Below are 21803 nucleotides of genomic sequence, written 5' to 3' on the forward strand. Positions count from 1 at the left end.
TTTCCCCGACCTGGCGGGACGGACCATGTTCGACGCTGACGCTCTGCCTGCCTTCGAGCCGCCGGAGTTCGACGAGCACCAGGACGAGAGCGACGACGAGGAGCGGCCGCCGTTGCGCGACAGCACCACGCCACCCGCCGGTCTGCACGACGTGGACTGGGCCTCCCTGGACGACGCGTACGGCACAGCCGACGAGACGCCGCTGTTCATCGAGGCACTCACGAGTGACGACGCCGTGACAGGAACTTCGGTGTGTACGGCCTGTATTCGGCCACCACGCACCAGGGGTCGGTCTACCCGGCGTCCAAGGCCGCGATCCCCTTCCTCGCCGAACTGGTCCGCCACGACAACGCGACGGCGTTGGTGTTCCTGGCCCGGATCGCCGTCGGCGAGACACATTTCGTGACGCGACCGGACGATGTCGGCAAGGCCACGAGCGAATACGCGGACGTGGTCGCGGAGTTCGCCGGCGACATCGAGGCGATGTGGGCTCGCACCGGCGACGACGAGGCGTTGCGGCTGCTCGTGCTGCTGGGCCGGGAACCGAAGGAACTGCCCGCGCTCTCATCGGACGCGACCGCGGGCCTGTGCCTCGCCCACGCCTTCCTCGCCGCGCGGGACGACGGCGTCACCCCTGGGGCCGCGAAACGCACCGACGCGAGGGCGGAACACGTTGCGGCGGCACGGGATCTGATGGCGACCAGTCCGTCGCTGTACGTGCGGGGTGCGGCCGCGGCGTGCGTGGTCTACTCCGGATTCGCCGACGACGACTCGCTGGCGCTGCTCCACCACCTCGCGCAGGGCGAGTACCCGGTGCACGACGCGTGGACGACGGACCTCGCCGAACTGGCCGCCTCGGCGTGGAGTTTCGGCACGGACGACGACGGGCTGCTGACTGCCCCCAAGAACAGCTGTCCCAACCTGCACTCACGGCTGCTCGAACGGATGGCGCGGCAGTTCCGCCCCAGCGGCGAGGTCTACCGCCCGCTGGCACCGGAAGAGCTGACGGCCGCCCAGCGCGCGACCCTGGAGACCGCGCTGCGCACCTCGCCGGAGACGATCACCGGCGTGGACGTGGACCACCTGTGGATCGACGTCCCGGGAACGGTGGCCGCGGCACACCGGCTGCTCGGCACCGCGACCGGCGAGCTGAGCAGGCGGACGTCGCGGGGTCTGCTGTGGTTCGTGCTGGAGGACGGTCTGCTCGCCCGCGACGACCGCGAGTCCGCACTCGCCGCCCTGGCCGAGGTGGACGTGTGGGCCGCACTCGCGGAGGTGTTCGCCGCCCAGCAGCCGAACGCCACCACCGAGTCGATCAGTCTGACCGTGCGCCGCTTCGGCGACGACCGCGAGAACACCGTGACGCTCGCACTGTGCTCGGCCTTCGCCGACGCACTCGCCGGCCACCGCTCCCAGGCGGAGGCGTTCCTGGACGAGTGGCTACCCAGAGTGTCCGAAGTGGACGGTTACGACCTGGCGTTCGCGGTCCCGGCCCAGCGCATCGGAACGGCACTGGCGGCGCTGGCCCGGTCGGGCGGGCTGCCGGCGCGCTTCCACCCGATGATCAAGCCGTACCACCGCTTCCCGGAGTACTCCGAGGTTCCCCTGCCGCTGCTGCGCGAGCTGGCGGAGGTGCTGCCGGCGGACGCCCGCGATTCGAATCGTCTATGGGGCTGAATGCCGCGGAACCACCCACGGGGGTCAGGCGTCATGACCGCCATGGGAGAGAAGTTCCACGTCGAGCCGGATGAGCTGCGTGGCTACAGCGGGCTGCTCGAACGTCAGGCAGAGCACTTCCTGACGATCCGGGAGCACGCGATCGTCAAGGGTGGGGACACGTCCGGGTTCACCGGGCTGTTGTCGCTGCTCGACCCCGTCGTGACCGGGGTCGCGCAGCTCTACGGCGAGACGCTCGAGGCCGCCAGCAAGAAGATGGACCAGGACGCCGAGGCGTTGGTGAAGTCGGCCCGCGCCTACGAGAAGGCGGACGAGGTCGGCGTCTGCCTGATCGACACCGCGGGCGGCCGGATGGAGCCCCCGTCCTGGCTGGAGCGGTTCCTGGGGGTGGGCGAATGACCGGCGGGGTCTGCAACGGCTACCAGGACATCGAGGATCCGAATGTCGCGCTGCGCGCCGCGCCCGACGACCGGCCCGGCCGGCAGACCGTCAAGGAGCTGATCGAGGCCGCCGGGTGGAAGATCCAGGGCGTCAACTGGATCTACCAGCAGGTCACCGGCGACGACCTGGTGCGCGACCTGGTCATGCCGCTGGCGGGCGACTTCGAGAAGATCGACGCGAACGCCGCCGCGTGGGACCGGATCGCCAAGTCGCTGGACAACGTGCGCCACAACGTCAACAACGGCATCGAGGAGCTCTCGCCGAGCTGGGACGGCGGCGCCGCGCAGAGCTTCGAGAACCGGATGCGCCGCACGTGGACCACCGCGATCGAGTGGGACTCGCAGGTCGCGAAGTTCATCGGCGACCGGTTCAAGAACATGGCGAGCTCCTGCCGGACGGCCGCGAAGCTCGCGCTGACCCTGCTCGACAAGATCTGCGACAAGCTGATGAAGGCCGCGATGACGGCGTGGATCCCGCTCGTCGGCTGGGGCCGTGCCGTGTGGATGGTCTACGACGTGGTCAACATCGTCGACCAGGTGCGCAAGCTCATCCAGTCCATGCAGACGCTCATCGAGGGCGTCAAGGGCATGATCAGCGGCATCAAGCTGATGGGCACCGCGCTCTCCAAGATCCCGGACGTGCGGGACGTCAACGACTTCTTCGACGTGGTCGACACGTGGCAGGACGGCACGGAGAAGTTCGGCGACGGCACGGCCGCCGTGGGCAGCGGCGCGTGGGGCATGGCCAAGAGCGGCTACAAGGCGCGCGGCAAGTACGTCGACGCGGCGAAGGAAGAGCGCTGGGCGGAAAGCGGTTCTTCGAGTTCGGGTGGTGGGGAATGACGTTCCCGTACGACAGCGCACGTCAGCAGTTGCAGGCGTGGCAACAGGACCTCGACGCCAGGGGCGCACGGCTGGAGAAGGTCGCTCTCGAAGCGTCCAGGGTGCAGACCCGCGGCGCCGACCTGTCCCCCGCGGACATCGCCGAGATCGAGAAGTTCGCACGGTCGAAGGACGCGCCGAACGCGCTGAAGGACCTGCAGCGCAAGATCGACTCTGGCGAGATGTCCTGGCGGGACATCGCGTCCGGCAAGGCCGTCGGCGATCCCGACGTGCAACGCGCCATGCAGACCAGCATGCCGTCGCTGAAGCGGGCGTACACGGCGATCAAGGAGGGCCAGAACCTCGACGAGATCGTCGCGGCGGGTCAGCAGCGCGCACGGCCGTCGCGCGGCGACTACGACGACGACCTGCCGAGCGACTTCACCGAGGACGCCTTCTGAGCACCTGACCAGAGGTGTTGTCCGGAACATCTGGGCTCGGTGGCGCCGAGTGCGTCTGCAAGTACCACCAACTCATGATCGAATCGCCGTCAACCACACCCAGCCCGCCGCTCGCCCGCCGGACCGTTGTACCTCCCTCAGGCCAGAACAGGCCTGTTGGTAGTAGCGAAGTGCCTGTTGATGTTGAGTTGGTGGTACTTGCAGACGCCAGGGGACCGGACGCACGGGATGGCGCACGTCCGCGAGCGTCAGATCTGGTTCTCGCCGCCGTCGACGTACAGGTTGGCGCCGAGCATGAAGCTGCTGTCCGAGGAGGCGAGGAACGCCACCGCGGCGGCCACCTCGTCGACGTGGCCCATCCGCCCGATGGCGATCCGGGCGGCCTCCCCGGACTTGAAGGCGGTCGCGTTCTCCTCGCCCACGAGCTCGGTGATCCCGGAGGTGTCGATGGGCCCCGGCGAGATGGCGTTCACCCGGACACCGCGGCCCTTGAGCTCGTTCGCCCAGGTGCGCGTGAACGTCCGCAGGGCCGCCTTGGACGCGGCGTAGGCGCCGAACGACGCGGTGCCCCGGTCGGCCGCGGTGGAGGCGTTGATGATCACCGAGGCGCCCTCGTTGAGCAGTGGGAGCGCCTTCTGCAGCGTGAACAGGGTGCCCTTCACGTTGACGCCGAAGACCTGGTCGAAGTCCTGTTCGGTGATCGTCTCGATGGTCGCGAACGACGCCGTGGCCGAGTTGGCGAACAGCACGTCCAGCCCCTGACCGCGAGCGGCGACCACCTCGTAGAGCCGGTCGAGGTCGTCCATGTTCGTGATGTCGCCCGGCACCGCGGTCACGTTCTGACCGATGACCTCCACCGCCTCGTCCAGCTCCGTCTTGCGGCGGCCGGTGATGAACACGTGCGCGCCCTCGGCCACCAGCCGCGCCGCGGTGGCCCTGCCGATCCCCCGCGTGCCGCCACCGGTCACCACCGCGGTCTTGCCTTCCAGCCTGCGCATTCCTGACCTCCACGCTTTTGTGCACCGATCGGTGCATAAAGCGACCGTAGCACTTCTGCACCGATCGGTGCGGAAGGGTAGGATGCGGTGGTGGAGAAGGCGCAGATCGGTCGGCCGCGGGAGTTCGACGCGGAGGAGGCGCTCCAGAAGGCGATGGTGGTCTTCTGGGAGCAGGGTTACGAGGGCGCGAGTCTCGCCGGCCTGACCGAGGCCATGGGCATCTCCCGCAAGAGCATGTACGCGGCCTTCGGCAACAAGGAGGAGCTCTTCCGCAAGGCGTTGCAGCGCTACTCGGAAGGCACGGTCTCCTACATCGTCGACGCGCTGGAGGCAGCCACCGCTCGTGAAGTGGCGGAGGTGTTCCTCACGGGCTCGGTCCGCGCCAACACCCGGCCCGGCTGCCCCTCCGGGTGCCTCGGCGTGCAGGGCGCGCTGGCCGTCGGCGAAAGCGGGCGGGTCGCGCGCGACGTGCTGGCCGAGTGGCGCGCCGGCGGCCAGGAGCACCTGCGCGACCGGTTCCAGCGTGCCGTCGAGGAGGGCGACCTGCCCTCGGACGCCGATCCGGACCTGATCGCCCGCTACGTCATGACGATCGCGAACGGCATGGCCGTGCAGGCGGCGGGCGGTGCGACGCGCGAGGAACTCCTGCGCGTGGCCGGCGCCGCCCTGCTGAACTGGCCGCCCGCCTGATCAGCCTTGTTTCTCGCGCTCGCGCCAGGCGCGGACCACGAACGCGGCGAACACGCCGAGGACCACGCAGCCCCCGAGCGCGACGACCACCGCGGAGGACGAGCTCACTCCGGCCATCACGACGAGCAGGCCGATCACGTGGAGCGACAGCATTCCGGCGAGCACCAAGGTCCGGCGCGGCATCCTGGGTGCCGGGCGGTTGAGCTTGGCGGCCAGTTTCGGGTCGTCCTCGGCGAGACGGCGCTCGATCTCGTCCAGTTCCCGCTGCTCGTGGTCCGGCAGTTTCACGTCCGGTCCTCCCGCTGGGTCGCTCGGGGCTTCACCAGAGTCAACGCACGAGACCGGCCAAGGTTCCCGATCACATCCGGCCCGCACCGGCTGTGACACCATCGCCGGTGTGCTGAGCAGGCTGGGTGAGCTGGAACGGGCGGCGATGGAGGTCCTCTGGGACAGCCGGTCCCCCGCGCTCGTGCGCGACGTCGTGCAGGCACTGGCCGGGCGCGACCTCGCCTACACCACCGTGATGACCGTCCTGACCCGCCTGACCTCCAAGGGTTTCGTGCGGCGCGAGGCCGACGGCCGGGCCTGGCGGTACTCCCCCGTCGCCAGCCGCGAGCAGTACGTCGCCCAGCTCATGCTCGACGCCCTGTCGCTGACCGGTGACCGCGAGGCGGCGCTCACCCACTTCGCGCGCTCGGTCAGCAGCCCGGAGGCCGAGGTGTTGTCGCAGGCTCTCGCGGACAAGCAGGACGAGACGTGAGTGCCGCGCTGCACCTCGTCGTCACGCTCGCGATCTGCGCGGTGGCGGCGCACTTCCTGGTGCGGGCCCGATGGGTGTGGTGGACGGCCGCGCCGTGCTCGAAGTGGCCGACCGGGGTCCCGGTCTGCCCGCCGGCCAGGCGGCCCGCGTCTTCGACCGCTTCTACCGCGCCGACCACTCGCGCAACCGCGCGGACGGCGCCAACGCCGGACTGGGCCTGGCGATCGCCCTCGCCCTGGCCCGTGCGCACGACGGGGACGTCGAGCTCGACACGACCGTGGGCGAAGGCGCCTGCTTCCACCTCGTCCTGCCGTTGCCCGGCCGGCACTGATCAGGCGCAGGTGCCGGCCGGCTTCGGCACGATGTCGTGAGCGAACTCGGCCAGGACCGTGCCGCGGTGCGTCCCGCTCGCAGGCGGGCGCGGTGAGGGAACAGTCGTTTCCCAGTCGGGCAGGCGGAGCAGCCGCGCCACCGGTGGCGAACGGAAGGTCATCCGGTGGTCGCCGATCCAGATCGTGTCGCCGTCGTGCACCACGGCACTTTCCACGGGCGTGCGGTTGAGGTAGGTGCCGTTGAGCGAGCCGAGGTCCGTGAGGACGACCGCACCGCCCTCGCGGCGCAGTTCCGCGTGCCGCCGGGAGACGGTGATGTCGTCGAGAACGACACCGCAGCCGCGATCACGGCCGATGACGACGACCGGCTCGGTCAGCGCGATGGTGACCGGGTCGTGGCCCGCGATCGTCAACGACGGCGTCGCGGCGCCGGCAGGCGCTGTCTCCGTGGCTTCACCGATCATGCCGTGCTCCCGCGGTTCCCTTTCTGGCACTCTCCACGTTCGAGTGCCAAGTGTAGTCGGCGATGGCGCGCGCCTGGCGGATCGGGGTTGACCCTCACACGGTGTGAGGGTCGAAGGTGGTCAGCCGGACGATCCAGCCGATACCAGCCCTCCAGGAAGCACATGATCATCGACAACGTCTCGTACCCCGGCGGCCGGCACTGCGAAACCACCGCTCTCGGTGCGCTGCTGCACCACGCGGGCGTCGAGATCTCGGAGCCGATGCTGTTCGGCCTCGGCGAGGGGCTGGGCTTCGTATACTGGGACGCCAAGTACCTGGACTTCCCGTTCCTCGGCGGTCGCGTCAAACCGATGGCGATCACGCGGACCGCGGCCGACCGGCTCGGCCTCACGCTGCACGTCCAGCAGACGGCCTCGCCGAGCAAGGCGTGGCAGAACGTCGCCACCGCACTCGGAGAAGGACTACCAGTCGGACTGCAGCTGGACTCGTACCACCTGGACCACTTCACCGAGAAGGTTCACTTCGGAGGCCACTTCGTGGCCATGTACGGCTACGACGACGACCACGCCCACCTGGTCGACACCGCCCAGCAGGGCGGCGCCGTGAGGACCTCGCTGGCGAGCCTGGAACGCGCTCGCAACGAACGCGGGCCGATGACCGCCCGCAACCTGTCCTACACCGTCACCGTTCCCGATACCCGGCCTGATCTGGCCGCGGCCGTCCGGACGTCCATCGCCGGCAACGCACAGGCCTTCCTGAACCCACCCATCGCGAACCTCGGTCACCGCGGCATCGGCAAGGCGGCCCGGCAGGTGACGCGGTGGCTCGACCGCTCCAGCGACCCGGCTCGCGATCTGCCGCTGACCGGCACGCTGATGGAACGCGGCGGCACCGGCGGCGCGCTGTTCCGCGCCATGTACCGCGACTTCCTCGCCGAGTGCGCCGCGATCGTCGACGACGACGACCTGCGTCTCGGTCACCAGCTGTACGCCGAGATCGTTCCACTGTGGACGGAAGTCTCGCGCCTCATCACCGACGCCGGGCTGACAGGAGACCGGGAATTCCTCACCCGCGCCTCGGTGATCCTCTCCGAACTCGCGGACCGGGAACGCCGTGCGATGCAGGTCCTGGCGGGAACGCACTCCGGCTCCTCACGAACTCGATAAAACCGCGACGCCGACCGCGAAGAAGTCTCGAAGATTCATGGTGATGAACCGAAAATAGTCCGTCCGAGTGCTGTTTCAGCCGCCACCTGTTCACAAGCATGACCATTCCGAATTCGTCGAACCGTTCGGTGATCGATTCGACGATCATTGACCTGGACATTCGATTCATTCGACTTCGAGAGGCCGTTGACCTCGCACAATTTCACCATTGACCCACACTTGGAAGGCCTCCTAGCATCCGACGGGAAATGGCGGCACATCCGGCCGGACCTCTTTCTCGCTCAGTGTTGGAAGCGGAGTCTCCATGGGAATTTCAGAACGGCCTGCCCCCTTGGCGAGAAAACGTCGCGTGCGCGCCGGACTGGTGTCCGCAGGCGCGGTCGTCGCGCTGGTCACCACGCTCGCGGCCTGGCCGAGCACCGCCGCGCTCGCCAACGCGGCCGGCACGTACGTGCTGAAGAACGCCGGCAGCGGGCAGTGCCTCGACGCGGGAACGAGCCCGGCGAGCGGCACGCAGCTCCGGCAGCAGGCGTGCGCTGATCAGGCGTGGGTGCTGACCGAGGTCAGCGGCGGGTTCCGGATCACCGCCGGAGACCTGTGCGTCGGCGTGCGGGACGCGTCGACCAGCGCGGGCAAGCCGGTCCAGCTGGAGGCGTGCAACGGTGCCCAGAGCCAGGTCTGGGCGTTGACGGCGAGCGGCAGCAACCACCGCCTGGTCAACGCCAACGGCGGCAAGTGCATGAACGTCAAGGACAACGCCACGACAGCAGGGGCCCTGGTGCAGACCAACTCCTGTGATGGCGCGGCCACCAAGCAGTGGACGCTCGCACCGGTCGGTGGCGGGCCGACCAGCACCACGACGTCCACCACGACGACAACCACCACGACAACAACGACCACCACCACAAGTGTGCCGCCGGCCGACGCGCTGTACGCGTCGCCGACCGGTCGTGACGGCGCTTCCGGCACGCTCTCGGATCCGACGACGCTCACGTCCGCCCTCACGCGGGTGGCGGCCGGTGGCACGATCTTCCTGCGTGGTGGCACGTACAGCTTCTCGCAGACGGTGACGATCCCGCCCACCAACAACGGCACGGCGAGCGCCCGCAAGAAGCTGACGGCCTACCAGGGCGAGAAGCCGGTGCTGAACTTCTCGGCGCAGGCGGAGGACCCGGCCAACCGGGGCCTGGCCGTGAACGGCTCGTACTGGCACGTCCAGGGCATCGTCGTCGAACGCGCCGGGGACAACGGCATCTTCGTGGGCGGCAGCAACAACATCTTCGAGCGCACCATCACCCGCTTCAACCGCGACACCGGCCTGCAGCTCTCCCGGATGCTGTCCACCACGCCGAAGGAGCAGTGGCCCGCCAACAACCTCATCCTCGGCGCGGAGTCGCACGACAACGCCGACTCCGACGGAGAGGACGCCGACGGGTTCGCCGCCAAGCTCACCTCCGGACCCGGCAACGTGTTCCGCTACTCGGTGGCGCACAACAACATCGACGACGGCTGGGACCTCTACACGAAGTCGGACACCGGCCCGATCGGCGCCGTCACCATCGAGGACTCCCTGGCCTACGAGAACGGCACGCTGAGCAACGGCGGCCAGGCGGGCAACGGCGACCGCAACGGTTTCAAGCTCGGCGGCGAGGACATCGGCGTCAACCACGTCGTCCGCCGCACCATCGCCTACGACAACGGCAAGCACGGCTTCACCTACAACCGCAACCCCGGCACCATGACCGTGTCGAACAACCTCAGCATCGACAACACCGAGCGCAACTTCTCCTTCGACGCGGGCAGTTCCGTCTTCCGCGGCAACACCTCCTGCCGCAGCGGCAGCGGCAGCAACGACAAGACCGTCGGGAACTCGGACACCTCCAACCAGTTCTGGGCGGGAACCAACGGCTCCCGGTGCGCCTCCTACAGCGGGGCACTCGGCTGGTCGTTCGCCTCCGACGGCAAGCTCGTCGTCACCCTGGGAGGCAGGCCCGTCGCACTCTGACCGCCGCCACCTGAACCAGGCCGGGTCCGCACGTCAGCCGTGCGGACCCGGCCTGGGCCGGTCCGCCGGCCCATCAACCCCGTGAATCCTCCCATCGGACTCCTGCCGGTCCGATCTCCGCGAAGCGCCACCGAGCTCCCCCGCGCCGTGGTTCGATCAAGGTTTCGCCGAGCGCGCCAGTGGAGCACGGATGTCGATTCAGTACTTGGGAAACCACGCGATCCCGCCCGAGGTGACGATCGCGGCCTCCAACAAGGGGCTGGGCCAGGCCAAAGCGGTGCACCAGGTGCCGCACCGGGTGGGCACCGAAGAGGAGGCCGCGAAGGAGAAGGGCGCCGAACGCCGCCAGGCCGTGCTGGTCTTCGCCGCGATCGCCAGCCCTCTGACCATCGGCCTGCTCCTCTGGTGGGCCACCGGCAGCCCCGGCCTGGGCATCGGCGTGGGTGTGGTGCTGACGCTCGTGGCCTGGGGCGCGAGCACGTACTTCATGGACCGCGACGACAACCAGGGCAACGAGGACCGCGAACGCGTCTACGTGTTCAGCGAGGGTTTCGCGCTGCCGCCGCAGGACAGGGCTCCCGCCCGCGCGTTCAGCTGGGACGAGGTCGAGGCCCTCCACCGCTTCGCGACCGACAACTACGTCGCCGGCCGGCTCGTCATCACCGTCCACGTCTACAAGCTCGTGCTGGCGGGCGGCGAACTGGTCGTCTTCCGGGGCACCGAACAGCCGGACAAGGTGTCGCCCACCGACGTCCTCCAGCTGGGCCCGCTGTTGCAGAAGGAGATCTTCGACCGGCGACTGCCACCGGCGGTCGAAGCGATCAACGCGGGCCGGACCGTCACCTTCGGCGCACTGGCTCTCTCCACGTCGGGCATCACCACCCCCGCCGGTCTCGCGCCGTGGAACACGGTGCGAGAGCTGTCGACGAGCGCCGGCCACGTGGTGATCACCGCGGCGGGTGGAAAGCCGGGCACCTACGAGATGGGCGAGATCCCCAACTTCGAGGTCTTCTGGACGTTGGCGCAGAACCTGCACGCACAACACTGACTCTCCACCGACCGCGGGCAGACCTCAGGCGACGTCGAGGACGGTCTTGAGCCAGCCGTCCTCGCGCCGGTCGAACGACTCGTAGGCCTCGTCCGCGCCGGCGTCCATGCCCCACTGCGGGAGGTCCGGGTGGAACGGCAGGTGGGCGCCCCACGCCTCGTCCACGATCAGCGGCTTGCCGAACTCGTGGCAGACGTCGGCGACGGCCTGGATGTCACCGCACGTGCCGTAGTCGTTCGGGGTGACCAGCAGCATGCCCTTGGCCTCGGGTTCGGCCTCGAACAGCTTGCGCACCTCGTCGGCGGCCGGCGGGTGGGACAGGTGCCGCTCGGCGTCCCAGTGCGGGGACAGCCACACCGGTGACACACCGCTCAGGATCAGCCCCGCCACCACGGACTTGTGCACGTGCCTCGGAATGATGATCTTCTCGTGCGGTCCGGCGACCGACAGCATGGCGCTCTTGACCGACAGCGAGCTGCCGCAGGCGGAGAAGAACGCCTGGTCGGCGTCCACGGCGTCGGCCATCAGCTGCTGGGCGCGCTCGATGACACCGTTGCGCATCAGCCGGTCGTCCAGGCCGTTGACCGAGATGACGTCCGAGGCGAACACCGCCTCACCGACGACGTCCAGCACGCGCGGGTCCACTCCCCGCCCCTGGCGGTGGCCGGGCGGGTTGAACGGGGTGAACCCCAGTTCGCGAAACGCCTGCAACGCTTCCAGAACAGGTGCTTTGCTGTGATCCATGCGAACGGAGTAACCGGAACGCCGCCACTTGAACACTCTCCGCGCCCTGATCGAGGCGATTGGGCGAACGGCCGCCGGGTACACGACGGTCATGGCTACGCATGACATGGATTCGGGCGAAGACCTTGCGTCCTACGCGCCACCGCACGACACCGGATCGCCCGACGCCGTCGAGACCGACCCGGCCGCTCTCAGCAGTGCGGAGGACCTGGACGAGGACCGGCTCCGGCTCGACCCGCTCGAAGCGGGCATGGACCCGCCGGAACGGTGGAGCGGCGTGGACAAGTACGGCATGACGCCGTACGAGGAAGCCCATCCCCGTCCGCTGGAGGACCGGCTCGCCGAGGAACAGCCCGACGTGCCGGTCGCCGAGACCCCGCTGGACGAGGAGGTGCGGGCGGAGGCCGCCGGACGCGGACAGCTCGCGGACGAACCCGGCGGCTCGGAGGCCGCCGCAGCGCGCACGCCCGAAGACCCGATCTGACCCGGCGAGCACGGCGCCAGTCCCCTGTGGACGGAGCCGTGCTCGGTCCGGACGCCTTTCGCGGCCGGGAACAGCGGGTCAGCGGCGAACAGGCTCGCGGGTGTGCCGGTCGTGGCGGATGACCTGCACCGGCACCACGGGTCCCTCTTCCGGCGCCTCCTCCGGTAGAGGGCACAGCAGCAGCTCGGTGTCGGCCAGCAGTGCCTGTGCCGCACGGAGTTCCCCGGCGATGCGGTCGCGCTGGCCGCGCAGCGCGTCGATCCGCGCCTGCGCCCGCTGCTGTTGCTCGGCCAGGACGCGCATCGCCTCCGCCCGGCGCAACGCCATGGCCTGCTCGAAGTCCGCCTCGACCTGCTGACGCAGCCGCGCGGCCTGCTCGTCGAGCTCGCGCCGCCGGCGTTCGGCCTGCCGGGTCGTCGCTTCGACCTGCCGGTGGGCGCGGTCCATGAGCTCGCGGTGCTCGGTCTCCATCTCCGCACGTCGCCGGTCGAGGTCGCCCACGAGCTGCTCGGCCCGCTGCCGCAGCCGGTCGGCGGCCCGCTCGGCGTTCGCCCAGTGCTGCTCGGCGGCGGCGCGGGCGCGGGTGGTGATCTCCTCCGCTTCGCCGTGGGCGAGTTCGACCATGCGGCGCAGGCGCTCGGTGAGCGCGTCCGGTTCGACCGGGGTGCGGCAGATCCGGTCGACGCGGGCACGCAGCTCCGCGTTGTGCGTGCGAGCTTCTTCCAGTTGCCGCGCAAGGGACTCCGCGTGAGCGAGGGCGGCGTCGCGATCGGCGGCGAGCAGCCTCAGCTCCTCCTCCGCCCCTCGCACGTAGTCCTGGACCTGGTCGCGGTCGTAGCCGCGCCGCCGCAGGTCGAAATCGGTGCGCAGCGGCAACAACTCCACTCTTGTTCTCCCTCCGGTCACCGGTGCGGCCTCCGGTGTCACTTGCCGTTGATGGCGATGCGGCGCGGCTTGGCCGCCTCGGTCTTGGGAACGCGGACCGTGAGCACGCCGTCGGCCAGATCGGCCTCGATCCTGTCGGCGTCGACGTCGCGCGGCAGCGTGATCCCGTAGGAGAACTGCCCGACGCGGCGAGTGCGGTGCCGGAACAGGCCCTGCCGCTCCCTCTCCCCGACCTCACCACTGATGGACAGCTCGATGCCGGCGAGGTCGACGACGACGTCGTCGCGCTGGACGCCGGGCAGCTCGACCTCCACCAGATAGGCCTCGGCGGTCTCGGTCACGCCGGCCGGCGGCGCCCACGCCCGCACGGTGTCACCGACGGAACCGGCCACCGACTCCAGCAGACTGCCCAGCCGGCCGTGCAGGTCCTCGAACTCGCGGAACGGATCCCACCGGCCGAGTGGGCCGGACGATCGCACAGCAGGCAACGCCATGGCTTCACACCTCCTATGAGAGCCGAACGATTTTTCCGTCCTCCTAGACGAACTCGCGCCCGCCGTTGTTCCCGGACATGAGCCGCTCGGACTCAGTCCTCCGGGTGATCCGCGCCACGGCGCCGTGCACGCGCTCGACGTCATCACCCGGCGAACCGCTTCGTGCCGGCGGCGACTTCGCCGTCGCCTGGTCCCCACCGCGATGAGTCCGCAGTGGACTGCTGCTCAGGCGTTGGCGGAGCAGTGCTCGGCGCGTCCGCGCTTCCGTTCGTCCACAACGTCTTCCGCAGCTACCGGTTCGGCGAGCCGGCCGGGCGCGGCGACCCGCAAGGCTTCGGCAACTCGCTCGAGTGGGCCACCACCTCTCCCCCGCCCCGGCACACCTTCCACGAACTGCCGAGGATCCAGTCCGAACGCCCCTCGTTCGAGCTGCACCACCCGCACGTGGTCGAACGGATGCGCGCCGAGTCGCACGTGTCGGTCACCAAGTGGTCACAGCTCCAGTTCGTCGCTCTTCATCCAGCGGGCCAGCAGGATGGAGGCGTCGTCCTGCAGGGCACCGTTCTGGTGCGCCAGCACGGCTTTGATCAGCCGCCGGGCCGTCTCCGGTGGAGGGTTCTGCGCCGCGGCCTCCCGTTCGAGGAGGTCCGTCAGCCGGCTCTCGCCGAAGAACTCGCCGGCGTCGTCGCGTGCCCTGGTGATGCCGTCGGTGTGCAGGACCAGCCAGTCGCCGGGCTGCAGCGTCTCCTCCGCGATCACCAGTTCACCGGTTCCCCGGCCGAAGGGCGGTCGTCGTCCGCCGGTGAGACGCTTGACGACCTTGCCGGACCGCAGCACGAGGGGTGGCGGGTGACCGGCGTTGAGGTAGCGCAGCCGCCCGCTGCCCAGATCGAGCTCGGCCAGGACACCGGTGGCGAACGCGCCGTCGGGGAACTGGCCGCTGATCGTCTCGTCGATGGTGCGGGCCTGTTCGAACAGGCCGTGGCCCACGCGGCGGTTGCTGCGGCAGGCGGCCAGTGCCGCCGCGGCCACGAACCCGCTGCGCAGGGTGTGCCCGACGGCGTCGAAGATGGCCAGTGAGGCCGTGCCCGGCGACAACGTGTAGTCGAAGGCGTCACCGCCGACCTCGTAGCAGGGCTCCAGCATGCCGGCGAGGGCGAAGCCGTCGACGGCCGCGGTGAGCGGGGGCAGCAGCTGCCAGATCAGGTCCGCCGCCGGGGTCCTCTGCCGCTGGAGGCGGATCGCGTCCAGGCCGTCGCCGTAGCCGGTGCTGACGGTGACCAGGTGACCGATGAGCGCCGACAGCCAGCGGCACCACAGGTGCAGCTCCGGGTCGTGCAGATCCGTTCCTCCGGCTGGAGTCACACCCAGCACGCCGAGGCGTTCCACCCCGTCGAGCAGCGGCACCCACAGCTGCTGGTGCCCGCCGGAGTCGCTGGTGAGCGTCTGCACCGTGCGGAACGCCCGACCCGGCAGGCTCGTGTCCACTCCGACGGGAACGCGATGGGGGTCTTCCGGGTCGTGCAGCGGGTGCAGGGTCTGCTGGTCGTAGTCGACGAGGTAGATCGCGATCCGCAGCCCCAGCGCCCTGCCCGCGCGCGCCGCGGCCGCAGGAAGGCGCTCCGGTGGCGCCTTGTGCATGCCGTCGAGCAGGCCGACCAGGCCCGCCAGCGGTCCTGTCCGCGGACTGCTGCCCCGTGCCGGGAAGGTGTAGGGCACCCGCTGCGGCCAGGTCAGCTCGTCGAGGCGCTCGTTGATCGCGTGCGCCAGCATGTCGCGCTGCAACGCGGGCAACGGCATCAGGCCGTGCAGGTACGCCTCGACCTCCATCAGCCCTGCCGCTCCACCGAGAGCGAAGTACCGCGTCCACAACTGCTCCGGCGTCAGGCCGGCCCTGCTGAAGGCGAGCGCCAGCGCACGGCGCTGCTCGTCCTGGTGTGAGGCCTGCCGGTCGGAGGACATGGCGATCAGCGGTCCCGCCGGACGGTGGAGCGCACGAGCGTGCCGGCCAGGTCGCGGAGCTTCTTGTTCTCCTCGCGGGCGTTCCGCGCCAGCAAGGCGAAAGCGGTTCCTTCGTCGACGTGCTCACGCGCCATGACGATCCCCTTGGCGATGCTGATCATGTCGCGGCCGCGCAGCGCGTCCGCGAGTGCTTCACTGAGCTTCGTCGCGTTCTCGAACGTCCGCACGTTGGCCACCAGGATCGCCGACTGCGCCGCGAACATCGTGAGCAGGTACTCGTCCCGTTCCCCGAAGGTGCCCGGCTCGCGGCCGTAGACCTTGATCGCGCCCAGTGCGTCGCCTCCCGCGACCAGCGGCGCGCTCAACACCGACCGCATGACCGACTCCTTGGCAGCCGCTGTCCAGCGCGGCCACCGGTCGTCCTCGGTGATGTCGTCGACCCTCACCACGTGACGCTGTTCCCACGCCGTCAGGCACGGTCCCTCCCCCAGGTCGTACTGCAGCCCGTCGAGGTGTTCCACGACCGGGCCGGTGGCCGCCGCGGTCGTCCTGCGGCCGTGCTCGTCGAGCAGCGACACGCCCGAGCCCGCCGAGCCGGGAAGCGCTTCCCCTGCCAGGGACGTCACGAGCTGCAGCGCCGTGCCGACCGTCTCCCGAGACAGCAGCAGGCCCGACATCCGCGCGGACACGGCCGCCAGTTCGTCGGCCAGCGGCAGGTCGTGGTTCATTCGCGTCACACCTTCGGCACTGGCTCATCGCCTCTCCGGTGACGGACGTGCACCGATGCCCCCGGCTTCCCTGCCGTCGCAGCTCCAAACCGGCAGACGGCGCAGCGTTGCGCCGGCAGTCGTTGAACGCGCTACGCTCGTGAGATCTGTGGTCCTCCGTGCGCCGAGTCGCGGCACACGCCTCGGATGCGTTTTGCGGTGGACGAGCACACCCGATGTCGTCGCACGAATTTTCCGGTTCAGACATGTGCCGGTGGGGCCACTCCCGCCGTGCGTCTCGTCTGGGGTTCTCGTCAGTGGGCGAGGAAATGACCATGGGGACGTCGAAACACCTGGACCGGCCGCTGCCGATCGTGCTGGACGAGGTGACGACCGCGCTGGAGCGCCTCTCGGATGCACTCAGCCACGAGGACGACCTGCGGAAGCTGATGCACCAGGTCTGTGAGCAGGTCGTGCGCGCGGTGCCCGGTGTGGACGAGGCGACCGTGACACTGCTGGACAGCGGCACGCCCTTCACCGCCGCGAGCACGAGCGACCTCGTGACCCGGCTGGACGGTGTCCAGTACCGCTCGGGCGCCGGCCCGTGCCTGGACGCCGCCTCGACGAGCCGGGTGGTGCGGGCGACGATCAACGAGGCACAGCAGCTCTGGCCCGCCTTCGGGGCCGAGTCCCACGCCGCCGGGATCGGCAGCTTCCTGTCCGCGCCGCTGACCGTGGACAACGAGCACTCCGGCGCCATCAACGGCTACTCCCGGCAAGGCCATGGGTTCCACGAACTGGATGCTCCCCTGCTGGCCCTCTACATCACCGCCGTGGAGACGGCCCTGCGCAGCCACAGCATGTACCTGCGGGCGTACAGGCTCGCCGCGCAACTGCGTTCCGCGTTGCAGTCCCGGGCCGTGATCGACCAGGCCAAAGGCGTTCTCATGGCCGTGCACGCGATCCCCGCGGAGGAGGCATTCCGGCTGCTGGTCGAGCGGTCGCAGCGCGAGAACGTCAAGCTGCACGCACTCGCCGAACGGTTCATCGCCGACCTGATCCGCAACTCCGGCCCGACGGAGGCCGGTTCCGGAGCGAAGCCGTGACGGGCATGCGGATCGCACTGGTGACCAGTCACATCGGCAGAACCTCCCGCGGAACCGCGGTCGCGGGGCTCGCCAGGGCGTTGGCTCGCAGCGGACACGACACCGTCGTGTACATCCGCAAGGACACGGCGCACCTCCCCAAGCGCGAACGCACCCAGGACGGCTACGAGGTGGTGCACCTGGCTCTCGGACCTGCCCGTCCGATGTCCGAGGACGCCGCGTGGTCCTACACCAACGAGTTGGCCCGGTTCCTGAACCGCGAATGGGCCGAGAGACCTCCGGACATCGCCCACACGCATCGCGAGCGCCGATCGCGTCCGGGCGCGGTATCGGTGGGACCGCGTCGTCACCGACACGCTTCTCATCTACCAGCGGGCGCAGTTCGTTCGCGCGTGACACCGCCGGGCGTGCTCGGGTTGTTTGCCTGCCAAGCCGGCTACCGGCCGCGAACGACGCCGTGCTGGACGCCTGTTCCGGGCGGCTGGCCGCGTTCTGCCGGGTCGTGCCGGAAGACGACCCGACCGGCGACGGGTCCGCGGAGCGTTCTGGCGCACGCCGGTCTCAGAGGGTCGGCCTCGCCAGGCTGTGCGCTCCGCACCTCGGGACCGGCAACGAGTACGCCCCTGGCTGCGACCTGCTCGCCACCGCGGCGGTGACCGTCCGCACCCCCGGCCCACGACCTGGTCCGCGCGCAGCGGAGGCCGCTGGCCGGGATGGGTGGTTCCTGGCGGGGTATACGCAGCCATGAACCTTCACGAGATGTTGCGGGCGGTGGAGAACCTTCGTGCCGCTGACCGGCCGGCGGGTGCGGTGGCTGCGGTCGCCCGGCGGCTGCTGCGGCCGCCGGGCCTGCGCGAGGTGCTGCGCGGGTCCTGGCTCGGCCATCCGCTGCATCCCCTGGTGATCACCGTGCCCATCGGGGCCTGGGCGTGCGCGTCGGTGCTGGACGCCCGCGCGGGCAACGAGGAGGCGGCACGTCGCCTCACCGGCATCGGGCTGGCGGCGGCGCCACCGGCAGTCCTGCTGGGACTGGCGGACTACGACCGGCTGAACCGGCGGCAGCAGCGGGTCGGCGTGGTGCACGCGATCGCCAACACCGGCGCGTTGGCGTGTTTCGCCGCGTCCTACGCGGCACGACGACAGGAGGCCCACGCCCAGGGGAAGGTGCTGAGTCTGCTCGGCATGTCGGTGCTGGGCGTCGGTGGCGCGCTCGGCGGGCACCTCGCCTACGCCCAGGGTGCCGGTGTGTTCCGCTGGCAGCGCCCGGCGGAGGACGGCAACGTGTACCCGTTCGAGGCGCGGCGCGTCCGGTGAACTCGGCTCGGACGCGCCGTTCGGGCCTGGGCGCTGGTCAGCCGTCGTCGCCGTACCGACCGCCGCCGTCCAGACCGGCGCCCGGGCCGCTGGGGTCGCTCGGCGCCCGGTTCGACGCCTCCTCCTCGGTGGGCGTCAACGGCGCACCGCTGTTCTCCTCCGCGGCGCCGCGTTCGACGTCGTCATGTTCTGGTTCGGTCACAACGCACTCCTCTCATCGGTGATCGTTCACATCGGCAGCGCGAAGGTGTCCCCGCGCGCCACCACCTGGACCTCGAACCCCGCCCGGCGCCGCGAGATCTCCGCGGTGAAGTCGGGCAGCGGTGACTTCATGACCCCGTACTCCTCGTAGTGCACGGGCACGGTGGTGCGCGGGGCGAGCAGCTCGATCAGGTCGGCGCCCTGCCTGCCGTCCACGGTCAGCAACACGCCGAGCACCTCGGTGCCGCCGAGGTGCACGACCGCGAGGTCGATGCCGTCGAACCGGTCGCGGATCTGGCGCAGCTCCGGGTGCACCAGGGTGTCGCCGCTCAGGTAGATCCGGAACGGCAGGACGCCCGCCGCCTCCCGGTACTCGAGCATGGTGCCCATCACGGGAGGCAGCAGGCGTCCCAGCGGCCCCAGTGCGTGCCGGCCCGGCAGCGACGTGATCGTCAGCTTCGCCGCACCGCCCGACAGCGTGGTGGTCTCCCAGGTGCGCAACGGCGCCGCCTCGCGGAACCCGCGTCGGGACAGGCGTTTCGCCGCGTGCGGGGTGGTGAGCACGGGCAGGTCGCGCGCGAGCTCCCGGCTCGCCACCCGGTCGAAGTGGTCACCGTGCAGGTGGGAGAGCACCACGGCGTCCAGCTCCGGCAGATCGGCGATCTCGATCGCCGGATCGGTGAGCCGTCGCGACACCAGGCCCTGGCCGATGTACGTCCACTGTCCTTTGTGGAGGAAGTTGGGATCGGTCAGCAACGTGAACGACCCGAGCCGGAGCACCGTGGTGGCGTTGCCGACGAAGTGCAGCGAGCCCGTCATGCCAGACCTCTCCGGGAGGAGGCGGGAGCGGTGGTCATCCCCGGTCCGGGTCGTCGCCGACCGAGTAGTCCGAGATGCCGACGTTGCCCGTCGGATTCGGTTCGGGATGCGGGGAGCCGGAACCGCTCCGCCCCGGGACCGTGTCGGCCTCGTCCGTCCCCGCCTCCTCCAGTGAGGTGCGGCTCGCTTCGTCGTAGTCCTGCTGCGGGTTCTGCCTCTCGGTGTTCATGCCGGTCGGCTACCCCGGCACCGCCGCGGTGAACGTCCGCCCGGGATCAAAGGCGGAAGACCGAGCGGACGCAGTCGTCCTCCTTCTTCTTGAACAGCTCGTAGCCCCGCGCGCCCTCGCTCAGCGGCATGACGTGCGTCGCCAGGTGACTCGTCGTGAGCTCACCGGACGCGATGCGGTCCAGCAACATCGGGATGTACCGCTGTCCGTGCTGCTGCGCACCGCGGACGGTCAGACCCTTGTTCATCAAGGCGCCCAGCGGGAACTTGTCCACGACACCGGTGAAAACACCCAGGACGAACACCGAACCGCCCTTGCGGCAGTTGTAGATCGCCTCGCGCACCGCGATCGGGCGGTCCGTCTCCAGCTTCAGCTTGCTCTTCACCTGGTCGTACACGTGCTGCGGGCCGGTGGAGTGCGCCTCACAGCCGACCGCCTCGATGCACACGTCCGGGCCACGGCCACCCGTCGCCTCCAGCAGCGCGTCGCCGACGGACGTCTCGGCGTAGTTGATCGTCTCCACGCCGAACGCCAGTTCCGCCTGCCGCAGCCGGTAGTCGAAGCGGTCGATGACCAGCACGCGTTCGGCACCGAGCAGCTGCGCCGCGCGGGCGGCCATCTGTCCCACCGCGCCAGAACCCCACACGGCCACGACGTCACCCTGTTTCACGCCACCGAGATCCGCGCCCATCCACCCGGTGGGAGCGGAGTCCGAGGCGAACAGGGCGCTCATGTCGTCCACGGCATCGGGAATCGGGATCGCGGTGTGGTCGGCGAAGGGCACGCGCACGTACTCCGCGTGGCTGCCGCGGAAGCCGCCCATGGCGTGCGAGTAGCCGAAGATGCCGCCGGGATCTGCTCCCCACAGGTGCTGCGTGATCGCGGGATTGGTGTTCGTGTTGTCGCACAACGAGTACAGCTCGTTGCGGCAGTACCAGCAACGGCCGCAGACGATGAACGAGCACACGACCACGCGATCGCCCGGCCGGTGCCTGGTGACGCCGGGTCCGACCTCGACGACCTCGCCCATGAACTCGTGGCCGATCACGTCACCCGCCTGCATGAACGGGATGTGGCCGGTCAGCAGGTGCAGGTCAGAGCCGCACACCGTGCTCAGCCGCACCTTGAGGATCATGTCCTGGTCGTTCAGCAGCTGGGGATCGGGCACGTCCTGCACCCGGACGTCGTTGATCCCCTCCCAGCACAGCGCCTTCACAGCCGACCACCGCCGCCGGCCCGGTTCGTCACCGCTTGCAGCGCCTTGCCCATCGGCCCAGGATGCGTGGGAGCCGTGTCGGGGCGGACCACCTCACCGGCTTCCAGCACCGCCTTCGCCCGGCGCAACGCGAGCCTGAGCTCGTGAGCCGACACCTCACCGGTGGGCTTCGCCCTGAGTTCGGTGCCCTTGTCCCCCGTCGCCGGCCGGACGCTGATCTCGACCTGGTCGCGCCACCGCGCGAGGTCGTCCGGCATCGAGGACTGGACCTCGTCCGGTGCGCGGTTCACGGTCACGGCCAGCCAGCGCTCGGGAGCGTCGTCGTGCGGCGCACGTCGCCGTCGCCTGGCCACGGCGACCGCTGTCGCGACGCCCGCGGCCAGCAGCGCTTTCCCTGCTGTGTTCATGTTTTCGGCCTCTCTCGGAGCACGAATGCCGGAAATGCTCTTGGCGGTTCAACGCGATTCGCTCGGGTACCACCTCCCTACCGACAACCACTGGAGGTACCGATGGCAACCGGTGAGACCGGCTTCGACGACGTCACCTACGACCTGATCTCCGTGCAGTACCACGCTCTCAAGGCGGGCCACGACTACGGCCAGTACGTCCGTGACGCGGACAACGCGGGCCGTCAGGACATCGCCGACTTCTTCCGCAGCGTGATGGAGGAGGACTCGGCGCGCGCCCGGCGCTGCCACGAGTTCATCAAGGAACTGTCCGGATCGGGCGAGTCGGGCCCCGCGGTCAGCTGAGCAGGTAGCCGAGGTCGTGCCGCCGC

The 21803-nt window shown here is 69.9% G+C and carries 27 protein-coding genes and 1 pseudogene; 15 read left to right on the forward strand and 13 right to left on the reverse strand.

What is annotated here, in order from left to right:
- Positions 1-252 precede the first annotated feature (252 nt).
- From SK571_RS15510 to SK571_RS15525, 4 genes are read left to right on the forward strand one after another with little or no spacing between them, the layout of a single operon-like run.
- Positions 253-1677: a hypothetical protein gene (locus tag SK571_RS15510; RefSeq protein WP_319984767.1), complete on the forward strand. Its 1425-nt coding sequence runs from the start codon at positions 253-255 to the stop codon at positions 1675-1677.
- Between the two features lie 33 nt (positions 1678-1710).
- Positions 1711-2076 carry a P-loop NTPase family protein gene (locus SK571_RS15515; protein ID WP_319984768.1) on the forward strand — a complete coding sequence of 122 codons (366 nt, stop codon included), beginning with the start codon at positions 1711-1713 and terminating at the stop codon, positions 2074-2076.
- Positions 2073-2960 (forward strand): WXG100 family type VII secretion target, encoded by an 888-nt coding sequence (locus SK571_RS15520; protein ID WP_319984769.1) that lies wholly within the window; start codon positions 2073-2075, stop codon positions 2958-2960. Before SK571_RS15515 ends, SK571_RS15520 begins: the two co-directional genes overlap by 4 nt.
- On the forward strand, positions 2957-3400 hold the full coding sequence (locus tag SK571_RS15525) for a hypothetical protein (protein ID WP_319984770.1): 444 nt from the start codon (positions 2957-2959) through the stop codon (positions 3398-3400). Before SK571_RS15520 ends, SK571_RS15525 begins: the two co-directional genes overlap by 4 nt.
- Before the next feature lie 248 nt (positions 3401-3648).
- Here SK571_RS15525 and SK571_RS15530 read toward each other — a convergent pair whose 3' ends face one another.
- A complete protein-coding gene (locus tag SK571_RS15530; protein ID WP_319984771.1) occupies positions 3649-4398 on the reverse strand; it encodes an SDR family NAD(P)-dependent oxidoreductase in 750 nt (249 codons plus the stop codon).
- A gap of 90 nt (positions 4399-4488) precedes the next feature.
- Here SK571_RS15530 and SK571_RS15535 point away from each other — a divergent pair, with 90 nt between their 5' ends.
- Positions 4489-5088, forward strand: a complete 600-nt coding sequence (locus SK571_RS15535; protein WP_319984772.1) for a TetR/AcrR family transcriptional regulator — start codon at positions 4489-4491, stop codon at positions 5086-5088.
- Here the strand turns inward: SK571_RS15535 and SK571_RS15540 are convergent, their stop codons facing one another.
- The gene (locus tag SK571_RS15540; RefSeq protein WP_319984773.1) at positions 5089-5376 is read right to left on the reverse strand and encodes a DUF3040 domain-containing protein; all 288 of its coding nucleotides are present in this window, start codon (positions 5374-5376) and stop codon (positions 5089-5091) included.
- A gap of 145 nt (positions 5377-5521) precedes the next feature.
- On the opposite strand from SK571_RS15540, the gene SK571_RS15545 reads away from it, so the two are divergent.
- Both SK571_RS15545 and SK571_RS15550 read left to right on the forward strand, forming a co-directional pair.
- A complete protein-coding gene (locus tag SK571_RS15545) occupies positions 5522-5848 on the forward strand; it encodes a BlaI/MecI/CopY family transcriptional regulator (protein WP_406601987.1) in 327 nt (108 codons plus the stop codon).
- A 70-nt stretch (positions 5849-5918) separates the two neighbouring features.
- Positions 5919-6179, forward strand: a complete 261-nt coding sequence (locus SK571_RS15550) for an ATP-binding protein (protein WP_319984774.1) — start codon at positions 5919-5921, stop codon at positions 6177-6179.
- On the opposite strand, the gene SK571_RS15555 is transcribed toward SK571_RS15550, so the two are convergent.
- Complete coding sequence (locus tag SK571_RS15555) at positions 6180-6644, reverse strand: FHA domain-containing protein (protein ID WP_319984775.1); 465 nt, start codon at positions 6642-6644, stop codon at positions 6180-6182.
- A 162-nt stretch (positions 6645-6806) separates the two neighbouring features.
- On the opposite strand from SK571_RS15555, the gene SK571_RS15560 reads away from it, so the two are divergent.
- The 3 genes from SK571_RS15560 (at position 6807) to SK571_RS15570 (ending at position 10864) form a co-directional block, all read left to right on the forward strand.
- Complete coding sequence (locus tag SK571_RS15560) at positions 6807-7811, forward strand: BtrH N-terminal domain-containing protein (RefSeq protein ID WP_319984776.1); 1005 nt, start codon at positions 6807-6809, stop codon at positions 7809-7811.
- Positions 7812-8160: 349 nt separating this feature from the next.
- Entirely contained in the window at positions 8161-9816 is a 1656-nt protein-coding gene (locus tag SK571_RS15565; protein WP_319984777.1) for an RICIN domain-containing protein, read from the forward strand.
- Positions 9817-10006: 190 nt separating this feature from the next.
- Positions 10007-10864 carry a DUF6585 family protein gene (locus tag SK571_RS15570; RefSeq protein ID WP_319984778.1) on the forward strand — a complete coding sequence of 286 codons (858 nt, stop codon included), beginning with the start codon at positions 10007-10009 and terminating at the stop codon, positions 10862-10864.
- 24 nt (positions 10865-10888) lie between these two features.
- Here the strand turns inward: SK571_RS15570 and SK571_RS15575 are convergent, their stop codons facing one another.
- Positions 10889-11608, reverse strand: a complete 720-nt coding sequence (locus SK571_RS15575) for an aminotransferase class I/II-fold pyridoxal phosphate-dependent enzyme (RefSeq protein ID WP_454780184.1) — start codon at positions 11606-11608, stop codon at positions 10889-10891.
- A gap of 91 nt (positions 11609-11699) precedes the next feature.
- On the opposite strand from SK571_RS15575, the gene SK571_RS15580 reads away from it, so the two are divergent.
- Positions 11700-12092 carry a hypothetical protein gene (locus SK571_RS15580; RefSeq protein WP_406601985.1) on the forward strand — a complete coding sequence of 131 codons (393 nt, stop codon included), beginning with the start codon at positions 11700-11702 and terminating at the stop codon, positions 12090-12092.
- A 78-nt stretch (positions 12093-12170) separates the two neighbouring features.
- Here SK571_RS15580 and SK571_RS15585 read toward each other — a convergent pair whose 3' ends face one another.
- Both SK571_RS15585 and SK571_RS15590 read right to left on the reverse strand, forming a co-directional pair.
- On the reverse strand, positions 12171-12977 hold the full coding sequence (locus SK571_RS15585; protein ID WP_319984779.1) for a metallopeptidase: 807 nt from the start codon (positions 12975-12977) through the stop codon (positions 12171-12173).
- A 38-nt stretch (positions 12978-13015) separates the two neighbouring features.
- Positions 13016-13471: an Hsp20/alpha crystallin family protein gene (locus SK571_RS15590; protein WP_319984780.1), complete on the reverse strand. Its 456-nt coding sequence runs from the start codon at positions 13469-13471 to the stop codon at positions 13016-13018.
- Positions 13472-13705: 234 nt separating this feature from the next.
- Between SK571_RS15590 and SK571_RS15595 the strand changes: the two are divergent.
- Positions 13706-13957, forward strand: a pseudogene (locus tag SK571_RS15595) (cytochrome ubiquinol oxidase subunit I); the annotation flags it as partial.
- A gap of 6 nt (positions 13958-13963) precedes the next feature.
- On the opposite strand, the gene SK571_RS15600 reads toward SK571_RS15595, so the two are convergent.
- Complete coding sequence (locus SK571_RS15600; protein ID WP_319984781.1) at positions 13964-15433, reverse strand: PP2C family protein-serine/threonine phosphatase; 1470 nt, start codon at positions 15431-15433, stop codon at positions 13964-13966.
- A 5-nt stretch (positions 15434-15438) separates the two neighbouring features.
- Positions 15439-16161, reverse strand: coding sequence for a GAF and ANTAR domain-containing protein (locus tag SK571_RS15605; RefSeq protein ID WP_319984782.1), 723 nt, complete (start codon positions 16159-16161; stop codon positions 15439-15441).
- A 314-nt stretch (positions 16162-16475) separates the two neighbouring features.
- Here SK571_RS15605 and SK571_RS15610 point away from each other — a divergent pair, with 314 nt between their 5' ends.
- Complete coding sequence (locus SK571_RS15610; protein WP_319984783.1) at positions 16476-17246, forward strand: GAF and ANTAR domain-containing protein; 771 nt, start codon at positions 16476-16478, stop codon at positions 17244-17246.
- A 744-nt stretch (positions 17247-17990) separates the two neighbouring features.
- Positions 17991-18560 carry a DUF2231 domain-containing protein gene (locus SK571_RS15615; RefSeq protein WP_319984784.1) on the forward strand — a complete coding sequence of 190 codons (570 nt, stop codon included), beginning with the start codon at positions 17991-17993 and terminating at the stop codon, positions 18558-18560.
- 37 nt (positions 18561-18597) lie between these two features.
- On the opposite strand, the gene SK571_RS15620 is transcribed toward SK571_RS15615, so the two are convergent.
- The 5 genes from SK571_RS15620 to SK571_RS15640 are packed head-to-tail and all read right to left on the reverse strand — an operon-like array spanning position 18598 to position 21432.
- On the reverse strand, positions 18598-18762 hold the full coding sequence (locus SK571_RS15620) for a hypothetical protein (protein WP_319984785.1): 165 nt from the start codon (positions 18760-18762) through the stop codon (positions 18598-18600).
- Between the two features lie 26 nt (positions 18763-18788).
- A complete protein-coding gene (locus SK571_RS15625; RefSeq protein WP_319984786.1) occupies positions 18789-19580 on the reverse strand; it encodes an MBL fold metallo-hydrolase in 792 nt (263 codons plus the stop codon).
- 34 nt (positions 19581-19614) lie between these two features.
- Positions 19615-19809 carry a hypothetical protein gene (locus tag SK571_RS15630; protein WP_319984787.1) on the reverse strand — a complete coding sequence of 65 codons (195 nt, stop codon included), beginning with the start codon at positions 19807-19809 and terminating at the stop codon, positions 19615-19617.
- Positions 19810-19855: 46 nt separating this feature from the next.
- Entirely contained in the window at positions 19856-21025 is a 1170-nt protein-coding gene (locus tag SK571_RS15635) for a zinc-dependent alcohol dehydrogenase (RefSeq protein ID WP_319984788.1), read from the reverse strand.
- Entirely contained in the window at positions 21022-21432 is a 411-nt protein-coding gene (locus SK571_RS15640) for a hypothetical protein (protein ID WP_319984789.1), read from the reverse strand. The genes SK571_RS15635 and SK571_RS15640 overlap by 4 nt, the downstream gene beginning before the upstream one ends.
- 102 nt (positions 21433-21534) lie before the next feature.
- Here SK571_RS15640 and SK571_RS15645 point away from each other — a divergent pair, with 102 nt between their 5' ends.
- Positions 21535-21777, forward strand: coding sequence for an acyl carrier protein (locus SK571_RS15645; RefSeq protein WP_319984790.1), 243 nt, complete (start codon positions 21535-21537; stop codon positions 21775-21777).
- Positions 21778-21803 lie beyond the last annotated feature (26 nt).

It is taken from the genome of Lentzea kristufekii (assembly GCF_033949925.1).
GTDB lineage: Bacteria > Actinomycetota > Actinomycetes > Mycobacteriales > Pseudonocardiaceae > Lentzea > Lentzea kristufekii.